Raw genomic sequence first — 15,729 nt, 5'->3', positions numbered from 1 at the left:
GCGCCGGGGCCGCATTCACCTGCACTCAAGGCCTGTGCGACACTCGCCGGTCATGGCCATCCATCTGCTCTCCCTGCTCGCCGCCGTGCTCTACCTCGCCGCCGCCGGCGGGCTCGCCCGGCCGCTGCTGGGCGGGGGGCAACCGCTGAACAAGTCGGCGCTGGGCCTGGGCGGCGCGGCGGTGCTGATCCACGCCGGCCTCCTGCTCGGTGTGCATCGCGGCGCACTGGATCTGCATTTCTTCGCGGCGCTGTCGCTGGTGGCCTGCGTGGTCTCCGCGCTGACCCTGATGGTGAACCTGAGCCGGCCGGTGGCTGCGCTGGGCGTGATCGTGTTCCCGCTCACCGCCCTGCTGCTGGCGGCGGACAGCTTCATGGCGCCCGCCACCGCGCCGCTGGCGATGGGCTGGCAGATCAAGCTGCACGTGACGGTGGCCCTGCTCGCCTTCAGCGTGCTGTCGATCGCCGCGGCGCTGGCGATCCTGCTGGCCGTGCAGGAACGCGCGCTGCGCCATCGCCACTTCGGTCCCTGGCTGCGCGCGCTGCCGCCGCTGACGCTGACCGAGTCGCTGCTGTTCCGCCTGATCGGCGCCGGCTTCGTGCTGCTCACCTTCACCCTGCTGACCGGCGCACTGTTCGTCGACGACCTGTTCGGCCAGCACCTGATCCACAAGACCGTGCTGTCGATCGTCGCCTGGCTGGTGTTCGGCGCGCTGCTGTTCGGGCGCTGGCGCTATGGCTGGCGCGGCCGCCGCGCGGTCAATCTCACCCTGGTCGGCATGGGCGTGCTGCTGCTGGCGTTTTTCGGCACCAAGGCGGTGCTCGAGCTGATCCTGCATCGCACGTAGGTTGGGGTGAGCCAAAGGCGAACCCCAACCATGCGCAGCGCCCGGATAACTTGATGTTGGGGTTCGCCTGCGGCTCACCCCAACCTACGCCAAGGTTCTTGGCGATACCCTGGAGACAACAGATGAAGCTCATCGGCATGCTCGATTCGCCCTTCGTCCGCCGCGCGGCCATCACGCTGACGCTGAAGGGGCTGCCGTTCGAGCACCTGTCGCTGTCGGTGTTCCGCAACTTCGACGAGTTCCAGTCGATCAATCCGCTGGTGAAGGCGCCCACGCTGATCGGCGACGACGGCTGGCAGCTGGTCGACTCCTCCCTGATCATCGACTGGGCGGAAACCGTAGGCAGCGGCCCCAACCTGATGCCAGCCGATCCGGCCGAACGCCTGCGCGCCTTGCGCCTCACCGGCCTGGCGCTGATCGCCGCCGAGAAGAGCGTGCAGATCGTGTATGAAGGCAAGCGCAGCGAGGACCACCGCGACGCCGGCTGGCTCGCCCGCGTGCAGGGCCAGCTCAAGGCGGCGTATACGGGACTGGAGCGCGAGGCCAGGGGCCGCGACGGCTGGCTGGTCAACAGCACGCTGACCCAGGCCGACATCACCATCGCCGTGGCCTGGCGCTTCACCCAGCTGATGCAGCCGGAACTGATCGCGCCGCAGGACTATCCGGCGCTTGCCGCGCACTCGGCGCGCGCCGAGCTGCTGCCGGCCTTCGTCGCGCTGCAGCCGGTCTGACGCGCCAGGCGCCGCTCGTCGTCTTTGCGGCGAGCGGCCATCTCGCATCGACGCGCGCGACGATCGACGCATCGACATCCGCGTTTACCGGCAGGCGTCGATCGCCTGCGACAGGCGCTCCACGCCGGCCACTTCCAGCTCGCCCACCTTGCCCTTCTTCGGCGCATTCGCCTTGGGCACGATCGCGCGCTGGAAACCATGGTGCGCGGCTTCCTTCAGGCGCTCGTCGCCGTTGGGCACCGGACGGATCTCGCCCGACAGGCCGACCTCGCCGAACGCGATGGTCTTCTCCGGCAGGGGCCGGTCGCGCAGGCTCGACAGCACCGCCAGCAGCACCGGCAGATCGGCCGCGGTTTCCTGCACGCGGATGCCGCCGACCACGTTGACGAACACGTCCTGGTCATAGGCCGCGACGCCGCCATGCCGGTGCAGCACCGCCAGCAGCATGGCCAGGCGGTTCTGCTCCAGGCCCAGCGCCACGCGGCGCGGATTGCCCAGAGAGGACTGGTCCACCAGCGCCTGCACTTCCACCAGCAGCGGACGCGTGCCTTCGCGCGTCACCATCACCGCGCTGCCCGAGGTGGGGCCGGCATGCGCGGAGAGGAAGATCGCCGACGGATTGGGCACTTCGCGCAGCCCCTTTTCCGACATGGCGAACACGCCCAGCTCGTTCACCGCGCCGAAGCGGTTCTTGAATGCGCGCAGCACGCGGAAGCGGCTGCCGGATTCGCCCTCGAAGTACAGCACCGCATCGACCATGTGCTCCAGCACGCGCGGGCCGGCGATGCCGCCTTCCTTGGTGACGTGGCCGACCAGGAACACCGAGGTGCCGGTCTCCTTGGCGAAGCGGGTGAGCTTGGCGGCGGATTCGCGCACCTGGCTGACCGAGCCCGGCGCGGCAGTGAGCAGCTCGGTCCAGATGGTCTGGATCGAATCGATCACCAGCACGCGCGGACGCGCCGACACGGCTTGTTCCAGGATGCGCTCGATGCAGGTCTCGGCCAGCGCGTGCAGCGGGCCGAGCGGCAGGTCCAGGCGCTGCGCGCGCGCCGCGACCTGGGCCAGCGATTCCTCGCCGGTGACGTAGACGCTGGCCAGCTGTTCGCCGAGCTTGCCGAGCATCTGCAGCAGCAGGGTCGACTTGCCGATGCCGGGATCGCCGCCGATCAGCACGACCGAACCGTCCACCAGGCCGCCGCCGAGCACGCGATCGAGTTCGCCGATGCCGGTGAGCGTGCGCAATTCGGCGGTCAGCGCCACCGCGGTCAGCGGAGTCACCTTCGGCGCGCCGGCCGCGGCGCCGGCATAGCCCGAACTGCGCGCGGCGCCGGCCGACTTCACCGCCGGCTGCACCACGAACTCGCTCAGCGTGTTCCAGGCGCCGCATTCGATGCACTGCCCCTGCCACTTGGAGTGTTCCGCCCCGCAATCGGCGCAGACGTAGGCGGTCTTGGCCTTGGCCATGAAATCGAACCTCAAAAAACGAAAGGCGAGCTTAGCCCGCCTTGATCGCAATCGGCGAGACGGCGAATGACGACGTCAGCCGTCGTCCTCGACGAACAGCACGCGTCGGGTCATGCCGCAGGTGAGGTCATAGGAGATGGTGCCGGCCTGGGCGGCGATGTGTTCCACCGGCAGTTCCGCGCCCCACAGGGTGACGCGGTCGCCCACCTTGGCCTGCGGCGCTTCGCGCAGGTCCAGCGTGATCAGGTCCATCGACACGCGCCCGACCAGCGGCACACGCCTGTCGCCGACCAGCACCGGCGTGCCGCTGGCGGCGCTGCGCGGATAGCCGTCGCCGTAGCCGACCGCGGCCACGCCGACCGGCATGTCTTCCGGGCAGGTCCAGGTGCCGTTGTAGCCGACGCGCTCGCCGCGGCGGATCCGGTTCACCGCGATCAGCCGCGTGGTCAGCGTCATCGCCGGACGGAAGCCGAAATCCGCGCCGCTCTTGCCCGGCACCACCGACAGGCCGTACAGCAGGCCGCCGGTGCGCACCCAGTCGCCGCGCGCATCGGGCCAGCCGAGCACGCCGGCGGAATTGGACAGCGCGCGCGGGCCGGCCAGGTTCTTCACGGCTTCATTGAAGCGGCGGATCTGCGCGCGCGTTTCCTCGCCCTCGAATTCCTCCGATTCGGAGAAATGCGTGAGCAGGCCCACCTCCGGGTCGATGCCCGGCATCGAAGCCAGCCGCGCATGGATCTCGGCCGCGCGCTCCGGCGGAAAGCCCAGGCGGTGCATGCCGGTATCCACCTTCAGCCACACGCGCAGCGGACCGCGCGAGGACGAGGCGCCGTCCAGCCAGGCCAGCTGGGATTCGTGGTGGATCGCCGCATCCAGCTGCAGGCGCTGCATTTCCGCGATGTCGCTGGCGCGGTCCGGGCCGGACAGCACCACGATGCGCTGCCGGTGCCCTGCCGCGCGCAGGCGCAGGCCGTCGCCCTGCGCCGCCACCGCGAAAGCATCCGCGGCACCGTCCAGCGCGCGCGCCACGCGCTCCAGGCCATGCCCGTAGGCGTCGGCCTTGACCACCGCCATGACCTGCGCCGGCGCGGCCATCGCCTTGATGCGGGCGAGGTTGTGACGCAGAGCGCCGAGGTGGATGGTGGCGACGGTGGTGCGGCTCATGATTCCTTGGCGCCGCGCGCGGATCGCGGCGGCTGAGCTGGCGGGAGGTGTAATCGCAGAAAAGCTTAGCAGGCCGGGTCTGCGGCAGCCGGGGCTGGTCCGGGGAAATTCGCGGGCAGACCCCGCGCAGCACGTAGGTTGGGGTGAGCCAAAGGCGAACCCCAACAGGCCTGACCAGGTGGTCGCGAAGTTGGGGTTCGCTGCGCTCACCCCAACCTACGTCGCTAAAGGATTTCTGGCGGCGCTTACTCGAACGCGCCGACGAACGAATCCGGCGCGTAGTTCATGAACTTGGTGTAGTGGCCCAGGAAGGTCAGCTTCACCGTGTCGGTCGGGCCGTTACGCTGCTTGCCGATGATGATCTCGGCCAGGCCTTTGTCCGGCGACTCTTTGTTGTAGTAGTCGTCGCGGTAGATGAACATGATCACGTCCGCGTCCTGCTCGATAGCGCCGGATTCGCGCAGGTCCGACATCATCGGCCGCTTGTCGGCGCGCTGCTCCAGCGAGCGGTTGAGCTGCGACAGCGCGATCACCGGGCAATTGAGCTCCTTCGCCAGGCCTTTCAGCGAACGCGAGATCTCGGAGATCTCGGTGGCGCGGTTTTCCTTGTTGCCGGGCACCTGCATCAGCTGCAGGTAGTCGATCACGATCAGGCCCAGGCCGCCGTGCTCGCGATGCAGGCGGCGCGAGCGCGAGCGCAGCTCCACCGGCGACAGGCCGGGGGTGTCGTCGATGAAGATCTTGGCTTCGGACAGCAGCGCGATGGCATTGGTGACGCGCGGCCAGTCCTCCTCGGCCAGGTCGCCGTTGCGCAGGTGCTGCGCGTGGATGCGGCCGATCGAGGAAATCATGCGGAAGGCCAGCTGCGAGGCCGACATTTCCATCGAGAAGATCGCCACCGCCTTCTTGGCGCCCAGGGCGGCGGCTTCGGCGATGTTCACCGAGAACGCGGTCTTGCCCATCGAGGGGCGCGCCGCGACGATGATCAGGTCCGACGGCTGCAGGCCAGAAGTGAGTTCGTCCAGGTCGGTGAAGCCGGTGGAGATGCCGGTGAGCTGGCCGCGGTTCTCGTAGCGCTCGGACAGGATGCGAAAGGCGTCCTTCACCGCCTCGCGCATGGAGACGGTGTCCTTCTTGCCGCGCGCGCCGGACTCGGCGATCTTGAACACGCGCTGCTCGGCGCTTTCCAGCACCTCCTGCACGCTGCGGCCCTCGGGGCGGTAGCCGTCCTCGGTGGTTTCCGTGCCGGCATCGATCAACTGCCGCAGGATCGACTTCTCGCGCACGATGTCGGCGTAGGCGCCGATGTTCGCCGCGCTCGGCGTGGCGTTGGCCAGTTCGACCAGGTACGTCGCGCCGCCGACCAGTTCCGCCAGGCCGTTGGCCTCGAACCAGTCGCCCAGGGTCACCGCGTCGCAGGGCATGCCCTTGTTGGCGAGCTCGGTGATGGCGCGCCAGATCAGGCGGTGGTCCTTGCGGTAGAAGTCGCGCTCGCCCAGGCGGTCGGCCACCTTGTCCAGCGAATCGGGGGACAGCATCAGGCCGCCCAGCACCGCCTGCTCGGCCTCGATGGAATGCGGCGGCACGCGCAGCGCCTCGATGGCGGAGTTGCCGTGCTTGCGGTCAGGGGCAAAGGACATCGAGTCTCCTCGCGAGGTGCCGGGCGATTCCGACCAACGCGGATCGTCGCCCTCAGAGGATACGCGGCGTTTTCTCATGCGACGAGACAATAACTCTGTGGATAAGTTGTGGGTGCCGGTGGATAAAGTCCGCCAGCGCGGGCGCCTTGCACTAAAACAAACGGGCGCCCTGGGGCGCCCGTCTGATCAGCCAGGCTGAGGGCCGGCTTACTTCTCGCCGAGCACCGTCACCTTGACGGTCGACTGCACGTCGGCATGCAGCGCGACGACCACTTCGAACTCACCGGTGGTGCGGATCGGGCCTTCGCCCTGGATCACTTCGTTCTTGTGGATGTCGTGGCCGGCGGCCTGCAGGGCGTCGGCGATCTCGCGCGGACCGACCGAACCGTACAGCTTGCCTTCCGGGCTGGCGTTGGCGGTGATGGTCACCGCCGCATCGGCCAGCTTGGCCTGGCGCGCGGTGGCGTCGGACAGCTGCTGGTTGGCCTTCGCTTCGTATTCGGCGCGACGCTTCTCGAAGCTTTCGAGGTTGGCGGCGGTGGCCGGCGCGGCCTTGCCCTGCGGCAGCAGGTAGTTACGGCCGTAGCCCGGCTTCACGTTGACCTTGTCGCCAAGGTTGCCGAGGCCGCGGACTTTCTCGAGGAGGATCAGTTCCATGGGTATTCCTTTTCGTTAGCACCGGAGTGGCCCGGCGCAGCCGTGGACGGGTGTCCGAAATGTCTGGGAATAGGGAATAGAGAGTCGGGAATCGGAGAGCGGCGCCGCGAACTGGCGAACCTATTCTCTATTCCCTACTCCCCATTCCCTGCCACGCTCAGACGTCGTGGTTGTCGGTGTACGGCAGCAGCGCCAGGAAGCGCGCGCGCTTGACCGCGGTGGCCAGCTGGCGCTGGTAGCGCGCCTTGGTGCCGGTGATGCGGCTCGGCACGATCTTGCCGTTCTCGGTGATGTACTGGCGCAGGGTGTTGAGATCCTTGTAGTCGATCTCTTTGACCTTTTCGGCCGTGAAGCGGCAGAACTTGCGGCGGCGGAAGAACTTGGACATGGCTGTGCTCCTGATCAGTCGTCGCTGTCGCGATCGTTGTCGTCGCGGCTGCCGCGGCTGCGGCGGTCGTCACCTTCGCCTTCGCTGTCGTCGTCGCGGCGACGCGAGGACTTGGCGTCATCCTTTTCCTTGGACTTCAGGATGAAGGACGGCTCGGTGTCGGCTTCGTCGCGCTTGATCACCAGGTGGCGCAGCACGGCGTCGTTGAAGCGGAAACCCGACTCCAGCTCGTTCAGCGCGTTCTGGCCGACTTCGATGTTCAGCATCACGTAGTGAGCCTTGGCCAGGTTCACGATCGGGTAGGCCAGCTGGCGGCGGCCCCAGTCTTCCAGGCGGTGGATCTTGCCGCCGTCGGTCTCGATCAGCGCCTTGTAGCGCTCGATCATGGCCGGGACCTGCTCGCTCTGGTCAGGGTGGACCAGGAACACAACTTCGTAATGACGCAGAGTCGTCATTGGTAGGTAACTCCTTGCGGATGCGGCCCTTTCGGGGCCTGGCAGCCTCCCGCCGGATGCGGTGAGGCAAGGGCCTGCCCGGACCTTTTTCGCCTGGGCAGAAGCGGAATTGTAAACAACCGCAGGGATTTACCGCAAGGGCGCCAGCGGCGCCTTGCCAAACCTTCTCATTTGGAACCCTTCTCCCTCCGGGAGAAGGTGGCGGCAGCCGGATGAGGGTACGGGCGGAGCGGTGCACATCACGCTTGCGCTCCGCCCGAACCCTCACCCCAACCCCTCTCCCGAAGGGAGAGGGGCTCTATATCAGGAGATGGTGAAACTCTCGCCGCAGCCGCATTCGCCGGTGGCGTTGGGGTTGTGGAACACGAAGGCCGCATTGAGGCCCTGGCGCTGGAAGTCGATCACCGTGCCGTCCACCAGGGGCAGGCTCTTGGCGTCGACGATCAGACGCACGCCGTCCACGTCCAGGGCCTGGTCCTCGGGGGACATGCGCTCGGCCAGGTCCACCACGTAGGAGAAGCCCGAGCAGCCGGTGCGCTTCACGCCGAAGCGCACGCCGGCGGCGCCCGGCGTGGTGGCCAGGAAGTGGCGCATGCGTTCGTTGGCGGCGGGGGTGATGCTGATGCTCATAGGGGAACTGACGGCATGAAATGGGGATCGGAACGTCGCGGTCCGGTCGAAGCCTACATTATGATGCAGGTTTGCCCCCGGCGCTGCGATGCGGCGGGGCGCCCGAGCCCGGTCTTATAACGATTACATGTGCCAGATGCGGCACCCCAGCAGGAGTTTCAATCCATGACGGTGGTCAGTGTCAAACAGGCCCTCTCCGGCAAGCTCGAGGCCGGCAGCAAGGCGACGGTCCGGGGCTGGGTGCGTACCCGGCGCGATTCCAAGGCCGGCCTGTCCTTCGTCAATATCACGGACGGCTCCTGCTTCGCCCCGATCCAGGCGGTGGTTCCGGCCACCCTGGCCAACTACGAGACCGAGGTGAAGCACCTCACCGCCGGCGCCGGCCTGATCGTCAGCGGCACCCTGGTGCCCTCGCAGGGCCAGGGCCAGGCGTTCGAGCTGCAGGCCGAGAGCGTCCAGGTCACCGGCTTCGTCGACGACCCGGAAACCTATCCGATCCAGCCCAAGCAGCACTCCATGGAGTTCCTGCGCGAGGTGGCCCACCTGCGCCCGCGCACCAACCTGTTCGGCGCGGTGACCCGCGTGCGCCACACCATGATGACGGCGATCCACCGCCATCTCACCGAGCAGGGCTTCTTCTGGATCAACACGCCGATCATCACCACCTCGGACGCCGAGGGCGCCGGCGACATGTTCCGCCTGTCCACCCTGGACCTGGCCAATCTGCCGCGCACGCCGGACGGCAAGATCGACTTCCGCAAGGATTTCTTCGGGCGCGAGGCCTTCCTCACCGTGTCCGGCCAGCTCAACGTCGAGGCCTATGCGCTGGCGATGAGCAAGGTCTACACCTTCGGCCCGACCTTCCGCGCCGAGAATTCCAACACTCCGCGCCACCTGGCCGAGTTCTGGATGGTCGAGCCTGAGATCGCCTTCGCCGACCTGGCCGCCGACGCCGACTGCGCCGAGGCCTTCCTCAAGGCCATCTTCAAGGCCGTGCTGGACGAGCGCGCGGACGACATGGCGTTCTTCGCCGAGCGCGTGCTGCCGGATGCGATCACGCGCCTGGAGAACTTCATCGCCCAGCCGTTCGAGCGCATCGACTACACCGAGGCGGTCGAGATCCTGAAGAACTGCGGCCAGAAGTTCGAATTCCCGGTCGCCTGGGGCATCGACCTGCAGACCGAGCACGAGCGCTACCTGGCCGAGAAGCACGTCGGCCGCCCGGTGGTGGTGATGAACTACCCCGAGCAGATCAAGGCCTTCTACATGCGCCTGAACGACGACGAGAAGACCGTCGCCGCGATGGACGTGCTGGCCCCCGGCATCGGCGAGATCATCGGCGGCAGCCAGCGCGAGGAGCGCCTGGACTACCTCGACCGCCGCATGGCCAAGTTCGGTCTCGATGCCGCCACCTACGGCTGGTACCGTGACCTGCGCCGCTACGGCACGGTGCCGCACGCCGGCTTCGGGCTGGGCTTCGAGCGCCTGCTGGTTTACGTTTGCGGTCTTGCCAACATCCGCGATGCCATCCCCTATCCCCGTGCCGCAGGCACGGCCGAGTTCTGATCTCGAGATGCCTTCACGCCGACTGTTCCTCGCCCCGCTGCTTGCCGTCCTCGTCCTGGCCCTTGGCGCCTGCCACCAGGTCAAGAAACTGGTGCCGCCGAATTTCCGGCCGCCGGAAGACAGCAGCACCGCGCTGGACCAGGCCAAGGCCACGCTGCAGCAGGCCACGCCCTGCTGCAGCAGCTACGCGGACTTCTCCTACCAGAACCTGCTGCCGTGGGAACCGAAGCGCTTCGAGCTGGGCCCGGGCAGCCTGGTCGCCAGCATCAACGGCGAGCGCAGCTATTTCCTCAGCTTCCGCCTGCCGCCGGACAGCAAGCTGCCGTACCGCATCGCGCTCAAGTCGGAATTGAACGGCCGCTGGCTGCGCGCCAGCTATCTGTTCGGCCCGACCGTCACCATGCTGGACGAAGCGTTTCAGCCGATCAGCAGCGAAGACATTCCGCTGTGCGAGCACATGGGCTGGACCAGCGAGACCACCGGCGCATTCGGCAGCGTCAAGGTCACCAGCAAGCAGGCGCGCTACCTGGTGCTGTACAGCTCGGCCAAGCAGCAGGCCGGCAGCACCTATTGGGAACAGTCGCCGGCAGCGTTCTCCGCCGAGGCGCCGGTGAAGATGGCGACGACCGGCAGCTTCACCATCCCGCACGGTCCGGACGGCTCGGTGTGGATCGGCCTGATGAACAGCAGCTTCGCCGACGCGGTCGACAGCGCCATCTGCGGCAAGGCGCCGAAGGGCGAAGGCGTGCTCAACACCCTGCGCACCGCGCTGCCGGTGCCGCTGTGGCCGGGCGCCGACCCGGCGGCCAAGCCCGGCCCGGTCAATACGCCCGCCGCGGATACGCCCGCCAAGTCCGACGACGGCAACCAGGCCAAGCCGGACTGATCGTCCGCGCCTGGTCCCTTCCGGAATCACCAGCATGCTTACGCTCTATCTCTCGCTCCTGCTTGCCGGCGTGGTGTTCTTCCTGCTGCATTTCTTCGCGCAGGCGCGCATCGCCAGACTGTTGCGCGATCGCCATCCCGCGCAGTGGAAGATCATCGCCGAGACCGAGCGCGGCCGCAGCGGGCCGTTCGGCGTGTGGATGCGCCTGCAGCTGGCGCTGCGCTCGCCGATCCTGCCGGCGCTGGAAGACGTTGCCATCACCCGCTGGCGACGGGTGTGGCGCTACTCTCTTTGGGGCGCCTGGCTGTGCTGGTTCGCCGCGCTGGGCCTGCAATACCTGGCCCGCACGCACTGATACCGAGGAGGTTTCGATGCAGCTGGATCTGAGCGGGCGCCACGCCCTGGTCTGCGGCGCCACCCAAGGCATCGGCCGCGCCGCCGCGATCGAACTGGCCAGGCTCGGCGCCAACGTCACCGTGCTGGCGCGCTCCATCGAGACGCTCAAGCAAGTGGTCGACGAACTGCCGCGTACGCATGCCACGCAGCAGCATCGCTGGCAGGCCGCCGACATGCTCGACACCGCCAAGCTGCTCACCGCCGCCACCGATGCCGCCGCGACGGAACCGGTGCAGATCCTGGTCAACAACACCGGCGGCCCGCCCGGCGGCAGCGCGCACACCGCCGAGGGCGCGGCGTTCGAGGCGGCGTTCCGCCAGCACCTGCTGGCCGGACAGGCGCTGGTGCAGTCGGTGCTGCCGGGCATGCGCGACAGCGGCTACGGGCGCATCGTCAATGTGATTTCCACGTCGGTGAAGGAGCCGATCCCGGGCCTGGGCGTTTCCAACACGGTCCGCGCCGCGGTCGCCGCCTGGGCCAAGACGCTGGCCGGCGAACTGGCCGCCGACGGCATCACGGTGAACAACGTGCTGCCCGGCTACACCCGCACCGCCCGCCTCGACGGCCTGCTCGCCACGCAGATGGCCGGCAGCGGCCGCAGCCGCGAGGAACTGGAGCGCGGCATGCTGGCCGGCGTCCCCGCCGGCCGCTTCGGCGAGCCGGAGGAAATCGCCGCCGTGATCGCCTTCCTGTGCACGCCGGCCGCCGCCTATGTCAACGGCGTCAGCATCGCGGTCGACGGAGGCCGCACGCGCGCGCTGTCCTGAGCGCACCGCCCATACCGCGGCGTCCGGTGCAATCGCATCCTCCAGGGATTAAGCTTTCGCGGATGCCCAGCCTGCGCCTCGCCAATCTGATCGACGGTCGCCTGCAGGCACCGCGCCAGGAGCGTTGGCTCGAGGTGTTCGAGCCGGCCACCGGCGAGGTTTTCGCGCATTGTCCCGAGTCCTCTTTCGCCGACGTCGACGCTGCCGTCGCCGCCGCAGTCGCCGCCGCGCCCGGCTGGGCCGCGACGCCGAGCGAGCAGCGCGCCCGCCTGCTGCAGCGGCTGGCCGACCTGATTGAAGCGCGCCTGGACGAATTCGCCGCGCTCGAATCGCGCGACAGCGGCAAGCCGCTGAGTCTGGCACGCAGCCTCGATATTCCCCGCGCGGTGAGCAACCTGCGCTACTTCGCCGCGGCGATCGTGCCGTGGAGCAGCGAATCGCACGCGATGGAGCTGGGCGCGATCAACTACACGCTGCGCCAGCCGCTGGGCGTGGTGGCCTGCATCAGCCCGTGGAACCTGCCGCTGTACCTGTTCACCTGGAAGATCGCGCCCGCGCTGGCCGCCGGCAATGCGGTGGTGGCCAAGCCGTCGGAGATCACGCCGTGCACCGCGGCGCTGCTCGGCGAGCTGAGCATCGAGGCGGGTTTTCCGCCCGGTGTGCTCAACATCGTGCAGGGCCGCGGGCCCGAGGTCGGCCAGGCACTGGTGGAGCATCGCGACGTCAAGGCGGTGTCCTTCACCGGCAGCACGCGCACCGGCGCGCAGATCGCCGCGGCGGCGGCGCCGCGCTTCAAGAAGCTGTCGCTGGAACTGGGCGGCAAAAATCCCGCGATCGTGTTCGCCGATGCGGACTTGAGCGACGCCAACCTCGACACCATCGTGCGCTCCGGCTTCGCCAACCAGGGCGAGATCTGCCTGTGCGGCTCGCGCCTGCTGGTGCAGCGCTCGATCTACGACGCGTTCCGCGAACGCTATCTGGCCAAGGTGCGCGCGCTGCGCGTGGGCGATCCGCGCGAGGCCGCCACCGATCTCGGCGCACTGGTATCGCGCGAGCATTTCGACAAGGTCACCGGCTGCATCGCGCAGGCCCGCGCCGAAGGCGGCCGCGTGCTGTGCGGCGGCGACGCACTCGCCCTGCCCGGCCCGCTGGCCGGCGGCTGGTATGTGGCGCCCACGGTGATCGAAGGCCTCGGCCCCGAGACCGCGACCAACCAGCAGGAAATTTTCGGCCCGGTGGTCACCCTGATTCCGTTCGACGACGAGGCACAAGCGCTGGCCATCGCCAACGGCACCGGCTACGGCCTGGCCGCTTCGCTATGGACCACCGACCTGTCGCGTGCGCACCGCTTCGGCGCGCAGTTGGATTTCGGCATCGTGTGGATCAACTGCTGGCTGCTGCGCGACCTGCGCACGCCGTTCGGCGGAGCCAAGCAATCCGGCGTCGGCCGCGAGGGCGGCGTCGAGGCGCTGCGCTTCTTCACCGAGCCCAAGAACATCTGCATCCGTTACTAAAGAGGCCTGGCCTTGAACAACCCCCTGCAAGACCTGCTCGACAGCAACCGCCGCTGGTCCGCCGCCGTGCGCGGCGACGACCCGCACTTCTTCGAGCGCCTCGCCCAGCAGCAGGCGCCCAAGTACCTGTGGATCGGCTGCTCCGATTCGCGCGTGCCGGCCACGCAGATCGTGGACCTGCCGCCCGGCGACATCTTCGTGCAGCGCAACGTCGCCAACGTGGTCTCGCATACCGACCTCAACTGCCTCAGCGCGATCCAGTTCGCGGTGGACGTACTGAAGGTGGAACACATCCTGGTGGTCGGCCACTACGGCTGCGGCGGCGTGCAGGCAGTGCTGGACGATCGCCGCCTGGGCCTGGTCGACAACTGGCTGCGCCATGTGGGCGACGTCGCGCAGAAGCACACCGGCATGCTCGCCGCGCTGGACCCGATGCAACTGCGCAATACGCGCCTGTGCGAGCTCAATGCGATCGAGCAGGTGGTCAACGTCTGCCACACCACCATGGTGATGGATGCCTGGGAGCGCGGGCAGAAGCTGTCCGTGCACGCGTGGTGCTACAGCCTGTCCGACGGCCACATCAACGACCTGGGACTGCACGTCAGCTCGCGCGAGCAGCTGTATCCGGCCTACCAGGATGCGCTGCAGCGCCTCACGACCGGCCCGGCGCTGCCGCGATGAGCGATGTCGTGCGCACCGATGCGGCTCCCGCTCCGGTCGGCGCGTATCCGCACGCGCGCCGCGTCGGCAACCTGCTGTTTCTCTCCGGCGTGGGTCCGCGCATGCCCGGCAGCAACGCGGTTCCCGGCAATGTCCACGATGCCGAGGGGCGCCTGCTGAGCTACGACATCGAGGCGCAGTGCCGCCAGGTATTCGCCAATGTGCGCGCCGTGCTCGAAGCCAGCGGCGCGCGCTGGGAAGACCTGGTCGATGTCACCGTCTTCCTCACCGACATGGCGCACGACTTCCCCGCCTACAACCGCCTCTACGCCGAGCACTTCGCCGGCGTGGACGCCTGCCGCACCACGCTGGGCATCAGCTCGTTACCGACGCCGATCGCGATCGAGCTCAAGTGCATCGCGGCGCTGCCGGCGGACAGCTGAGAACGGGCAATAGCGCATCTCGACCCCCTCGTCATTCCGGCGCAGGCCGGAATCCAGCAGCGTTACCGCCTGATTGTCGCGGAAAGCTCAGGGCCGACTCTCTCGACGCCGAGTCACGATGCGCGCCTCGTGACTGGATTCCAGCCCGCGCCGGAATGACAGGCATCCATCGGACAAAGAAAAGCCCCGGCGGCAGCGCCCCGGGGCTTTCGACACGCCAACGATGCGCTCAGGGCGTCGTGGTGGTGGCCGGCAAGGCGTTCTTCTTGGAGCTCTTCGAGCCCTTGGCGCTCTTGTGGCTCTTGTTCTTGGAGTGCTTGGCATGATGTTGCGTCGCCGACTGGGTCGTACCCGCCTGCGGCGCGGCCGCGCCGTCCTGGGCGAACACCGATCCGGAAAGAGCCACGCCGGCGACCAGCAGCGACGCGATGGCCAGTTTGCGCATACGCATAGGGAAAACCTCTACATCCTGATTCGCCGCGGGCCCGGCCGGAACCCGGCGTCACGGGTGGCGCGGCGGGTTTACCTTGGCACGTTCGCGCACGCGCCGGAACCGGAAAATCAGCGCGCGCGGCGCACATGGACGCGACACAGCGGTTGACTTTCCGATGGCGCGCGGCATGACGAAATTCCTTGCGCCTACGCCACGCACTCGCGCAGCAGCGCAAGGATCAGCGGCTGCAGGCGCGCGGCCTTCGCCTCGTCGTAGGCGAAGCTGTCCTCGTCCATGTAGTTGAGCTGCGCCAGCTCCAGCTGCACGGTCTGCACGCCCTGCTCCGGCTGCGCGTATTGCCGCGTGATGTAGCCGCCCTTGAAGCGGCCGTTGACCACGAAAGCATAGTCGGACTGCGCCTCCAGACGCGCCGCCAGCCGCTCCTGCAGCGCCGGCGCGCAGCTGGCGCCATCGGCGGTGCCGAGATTGAGATCGGGCAGCCGGCCCTCGAACAGCATCGGCACGAGGCTGCGGATCGAATGCCCTTCCCACACCACCACGCGGCCGTGCGTATCGAGCAGCCGCGCAATTTCCTGCGCGAGCGCCTGGTGATACGGACGCCAATAATCGTTTACCCGCTGTTGAACTTCTGCGGCATCGGGCGCCTGCCCGTCGAGATACAACGGCACGCCATCGAAACCGATGGTGGAGACCAGGCCGGTTTCGCGCTGCCCCGGATAGAGCGCATGGCCGTCCGCCGGACGGTTGAGGTCGACCACGTAGCGCGACAGCCGCGGCCGGATCACGCTCGCGCCCAGCGCCTGCGCCAGCGGCTGGTACAGGCGGCCGACGTGCCAGTCGGTATCCGGCGCGCGGCGCGCGGACGGGTGCAGGCGCGCAGCAATGGACTCGGGAATGAAGCTGCCGTCGTGCGGCAGGCTGATCAGCAGCGGAGCGCTGCCCTGGTGGAGGGTGTAGGTATCCATCGGCGCAGTGTAACGGCCCATGTAGGTTGGGTGAGCCGCAGGCGAACCCCAACATGCGTCACCTGCGGGGGTTGCGCGACGTTGGGGTTCGCCTGCGGCTCA

Annotated in this window: 18 protein-coding genes; 9 read left to right on the top strand and 9 right to left on the bottom strand. The window is 68.2% G+C overall.

Translation table 11 applies throughout. The features are described from left to right. Positions 1-52: 52 nt before the first annotated feature. On the top strand, positions 53-847 hold the full coding sequence (locus tag BM172_RS08330) for a cytochrome C assembly family protein (protein WP_026635251.1): 795 nt from the start codon (positions 53-55) through the stop codon (positions 845-847). 122 nt (positions 848-969) lie between these two features. Next, positions 970-1,578, top strand: coding sequence for a glutathione S-transferase family protein (locus tag BM172_RS08325; protein WP_026635250.1), 609 nt, complete (start codon positions 970-972; stop codon positions 1,576-1,578). An 84-nt stretch (positions 1,579-1,662) separates the two neighbouring features. On the opposite strand, the gene radA is transcribed toward BM172_RS08325, so the two are convergent. The 7 genes from radA to BM172_RS08290 form a co-directional block, all read right to left on the bottom strand. Beyond that, the gene (gene radA, locus BM172_RS08320) at positions 1,663-3,042 is read right to left on the bottom strand and encodes a DNA repair protein RadA (RefSeq protein WP_026635249.1); all 1,380 of its coding nucleotides are present in this window, start codon (positions 3,040-3,042) and stop codon (positions 1,663-1,665) included. A 75-nt stretch (positions 3,043-3,117) separates the two neighbouring features. Then, complete coding sequence (gene alr / locus BM172_RS08315) at positions 3,118-4,206, bottom strand: alanine racemase (RefSeq protein WP_026635248.1); 1,089 nt, start codon at positions 4,204-4,206, stop codon at positions 3,118-3,120. 245 nt (positions 4,207-4,451) lie between these two features. After that, positions 4,452-5,846 carry a replicative DNA helicase gene (locus tag BM172_RS08310; protein WP_026635247.1) on the bottom strand — a complete coding sequence of 465 codons (1,395 nt, stop codon included), beginning with the start codon at positions 5,844-5,846 and terminating at the stop codon, positions 4,452-4,454. 207 nt (positions 5,847-6,053) lie between these two features. Beyond that, the gene (gene rplI, locus BM172_RS08305) at positions 6,054-6,503 is read right to left on the bottom strand and encodes a 50S ribosomal protein L9 (RefSeq protein ID WP_026635246.1); all 450 of its coding nucleotides are present in this window, start codon (positions 6,501-6,503) and stop codon (positions 6,054-6,056) included. Positions 6,504-6,660: 157 nt separating this feature from the next. Then, positions 6,661-6,891 (bottom strand): 30S ribosomal protein S18, encoded by a 231-nt coding sequence (rpsR, locus tag BM172_RS08300; RefSeq protein ID WP_026635245.1) that lies wholly within the window; start codon positions 6,889-6,891, stop codon positions 6,661-6,663. Positions 6,892-6,905: 14 nt separating this feature from the next. Continuing rightward, positions 6,906-7,346: a 30S ribosomal protein S6 gene (rpsF, locus tag BM172_RS08295; RefSeq protein WP_035323321.1), complete on the bottom strand. Its 441-nt coding sequence runs from the start codon at positions 7,344-7,346 to the stop codon at positions 6,906-6,908. 303 nt (positions 7,347-7,649) lie between these two features. Beyond that, positions 7,650-7,976 carry a HesB/IscA family protein gene (locus BM172_RS08290; protein ID WP_026635243.1) on the bottom strand — a complete coding sequence of 109 codons (327 nt, stop codon included), beginning with the start codon at positions 7,974-7,976 and terminating at the stop codon, positions 7,650-7,652. A 165-nt stretch (positions 7,977-8,141) separates the two neighbouring features. Between BM172_RS08290 and asnS the strand changes: the two genes are divergently transcribed. The 7 genes from asnS to BM172_RS08255 all read left to right on the top strand — a co-directional run bounded on the left by asnS (position 8,142) and on the right by BM172_RS08255 (position 14,208). Continuing rightward, positions 8,142-9,542: an asparagine--tRNA ligase gene (gene asnS, locus BM172_RS08285; protein WP_026635242.1), complete on the top strand. Its 1,401-nt coding sequence runs from the start codon at positions 8,142-8,144 to the stop codon at positions 9,540-9,542. Between the two features lie 7 nt (positions 9,543-9,549). Then, on the top strand, positions 9,550-10,428 hold the full coding sequence (locus tag BM172_RS08280; protein ID WP_051548669.1) for a MalM family protein: 879 nt from the start codon (positions 9,550-9,552) through the stop codon (positions 10,426-10,428). Positions 10,429-10,462: 34 nt separating this feature from the next. Next, complete coding sequence (locus tag BM172_RS08275; RefSeq protein ID WP_026635241.1) at positions 10,463-10,783, top strand: hypothetical protein; 321 nt, start codon at positions 10,463-10,465, stop codon at positions 10,781-10,783. A 16-nt stretch (positions 10,784-10,799) separates the two neighbouring features. Continuing rightward, positions 10,800-11,591: an SDR family oxidoreductase gene (locus BM172_RS08270; RefSeq protein WP_026635240.1), complete on the top strand. Its 792-nt coding sequence runs from the start codon at positions 10,800-10,802 to the stop codon at positions 11,589-11,591. 62 nt (positions 11,592-11,653) lie between these two features. After that, positions 11,654-13,105, top strand: coding sequence for an aldehyde dehydrogenase (locus tag BM172_RS08265; protein ID WP_026635239.1), 1,452 nt, complete (start codon positions 11,654-11,656; stop codon positions 13,103-13,105). A 12-nt stretch (positions 13,106-13,117) separates the two neighbouring features. Beyond that, positions 13,118-13,786, top strand: a complete 669-nt coding sequence (can, locus tag BM172_RS08260; RefSeq protein WP_026635238.1) for a carbonate dehydratase — start codon at positions 13,118-13,120, stop codon at positions 13,784-13,786. Continuing rightward, complete coding sequence (locus BM172_RS08255; RefSeq protein WP_026635237.1) at positions 13,783-14,208, top strand: RidA family protein; 426 nt, start codon at positions 13,783-13,785, stop codon at positions 14,206-14,208. Before can ends, BM172_RS08255 begins: the two co-directional genes overlap by 4 nt. A 229-nt stretch (positions 14,209-14,437) precedes the next feature. Here the strand turns inward: BM172_RS08255 and BM172_RS08250 are convergent, their stop codons facing one another. Together BM172_RS08250 and hutG are read right to left on the bottom strand one after the other, a co-directional pair. Continuing rightward, entirely contained in the window at positions 14,438-14,659 is a 222-nt protein-coding gene (locus BM172_RS08250; protein ID WP_143096486.1) for a hypothetical protein, read from the bottom strand. 188 nt (positions 14,660-14,847) lie between these two features. After that, on the bottom strand, positions 14,848-15,627 hold the full coding sequence (gene hutG, locus BM172_RS08245; RefSeq protein ID WP_026635235.1) for an N-formylglutamate deformylase: 780 nt from the start codon (positions 15,625-15,627) through the stop codon (positions 14,848-14,850). Positions 15,628-15,729 lie beyond the last annotated feature (102 nt).

It is taken from the genome of Dyella marensis (genome assembly GCF_900112865.1).
Classification (GTDB): domain Bacteria; phylum Pseudomonadota; class Gammaproteobacteria; order Xanthomonadales; family Rhodanobacteraceae; genus Dyella_D; species Dyella_D marensis_A.
This window is presented reverse-complemented; position numbering and strand designations above follow the sequence as displayed.

Coding starts and splice junctions, on each gene's coding strand:
- BM172_RS08270 (WP_026635240.1), top strand. CDS start 10,800: ATGCAGCTGGATCTGAGCGGGCGCCACGCCCTGGTCTGCGGCGCCACC.
- hutG (WP_026635235.1), bottom strand. CDS start 15,627: ATGGATACCTACACCCTCCACCAGGGCAGCGCTCCGCTGCTGATCAGC.
- BM172_RS08280 (WP_051548669.1), top strand. CDS start 9,550: ATGCCTTCACGCCGACTGTTCCTCGCCCCGCTGCTTGCCGTCCTCGTC.
- BM172_RS08325 (WP_026635250.1), top strand. CDS start 970: ATGAAGCTCATCGGCATGCTCGATTCGCCCTTCGTCCGCCGCGCGGCC.
- BM172_RS08290 (WP_026635243.1), bottom strand. CDS start 7,976: ATGAGCATCAGCATCACCCCCGCCGCCAACGAACGCATGCGCCACTTC.
- BM172_RS08250 (WP_143096486.1), bottom strand. CDS start 14,659: ATGCGTATGCGCAAACTGGCCATCGCGTCGCTGCTGGTCGCCGGCGTG.
- BM172_RS08330 (WP_026635251.1), top strand. CDS start 53: ATGGCCATCCATCTGCTCTCCCTGCTCGCCGCCGTGCTCTACCTCGCC.
- BM172_RS08275 (WP_026635241.1), top strand. CDS start 10,463: ATGCTTACGCTCTATCTCTCGCTCCTGCTTGCCGGCGTGGTGTTCTTC.
- BM172_RS08255 (WP_026635237.1), top strand. CDS start 13,783: ATGAGCGATGTCGTGCGCACCGATGCGGCTCCCGCTCCGGTCGGCGCG.
- rpsR (WP_026635245.1), bottom strand. CDS start 6,891: ATGTCCAAGTTCTTCCGCCGCCGCAAGTTCTGCCGCTTCACGGCCGAA.
- asnS (WP_026635242.1), top strand. CDS start 8,142: ATGACGGTGGTCAGTGTCAAACAGGCCCTCTCCGGCAAGCTCGAGGCC.
- radA (WP_026635249.1), bottom strand. CDS start 3,042: ATGGCCAAGGCCAAGACCGCCTACGTCTGCGCCGATTGCGGGGCGGAA.
- rpsF (WP_035323321.1), bottom strand. CDS start 7,346: ATGACGACTCTGCGTCATTACGAAGTTGTGTTCCTGGTCCACCCTGAC.
- rplI (WP_026635246.1), bottom strand. CDS start 6,503: ATGGAACTGATCCTCCTCGAGAAAGTCCGCGGCCTCGGCAACCTTGGC.
- BM172_RS08310 (WP_026635247.1), bottom strand. CDS start 5,846: ATGTCCTTTGCCCCTGACCGCAAGCACGGCAACTCCGCCATCGAGGCG.
- BM172_RS08265 (WP_026635239.1), top strand. CDS start 11,654: ATGCCCAGCCTGCGCCTCGCCAATCTGATCGACGGTCGCCTGCAGGCA.
- alr (WP_026635248.1), bottom strand. CDS start 4,206: ATGAGCCGCACCACCGTCGCCACCATCCACCTCGGCGCTCTGCGTCAC.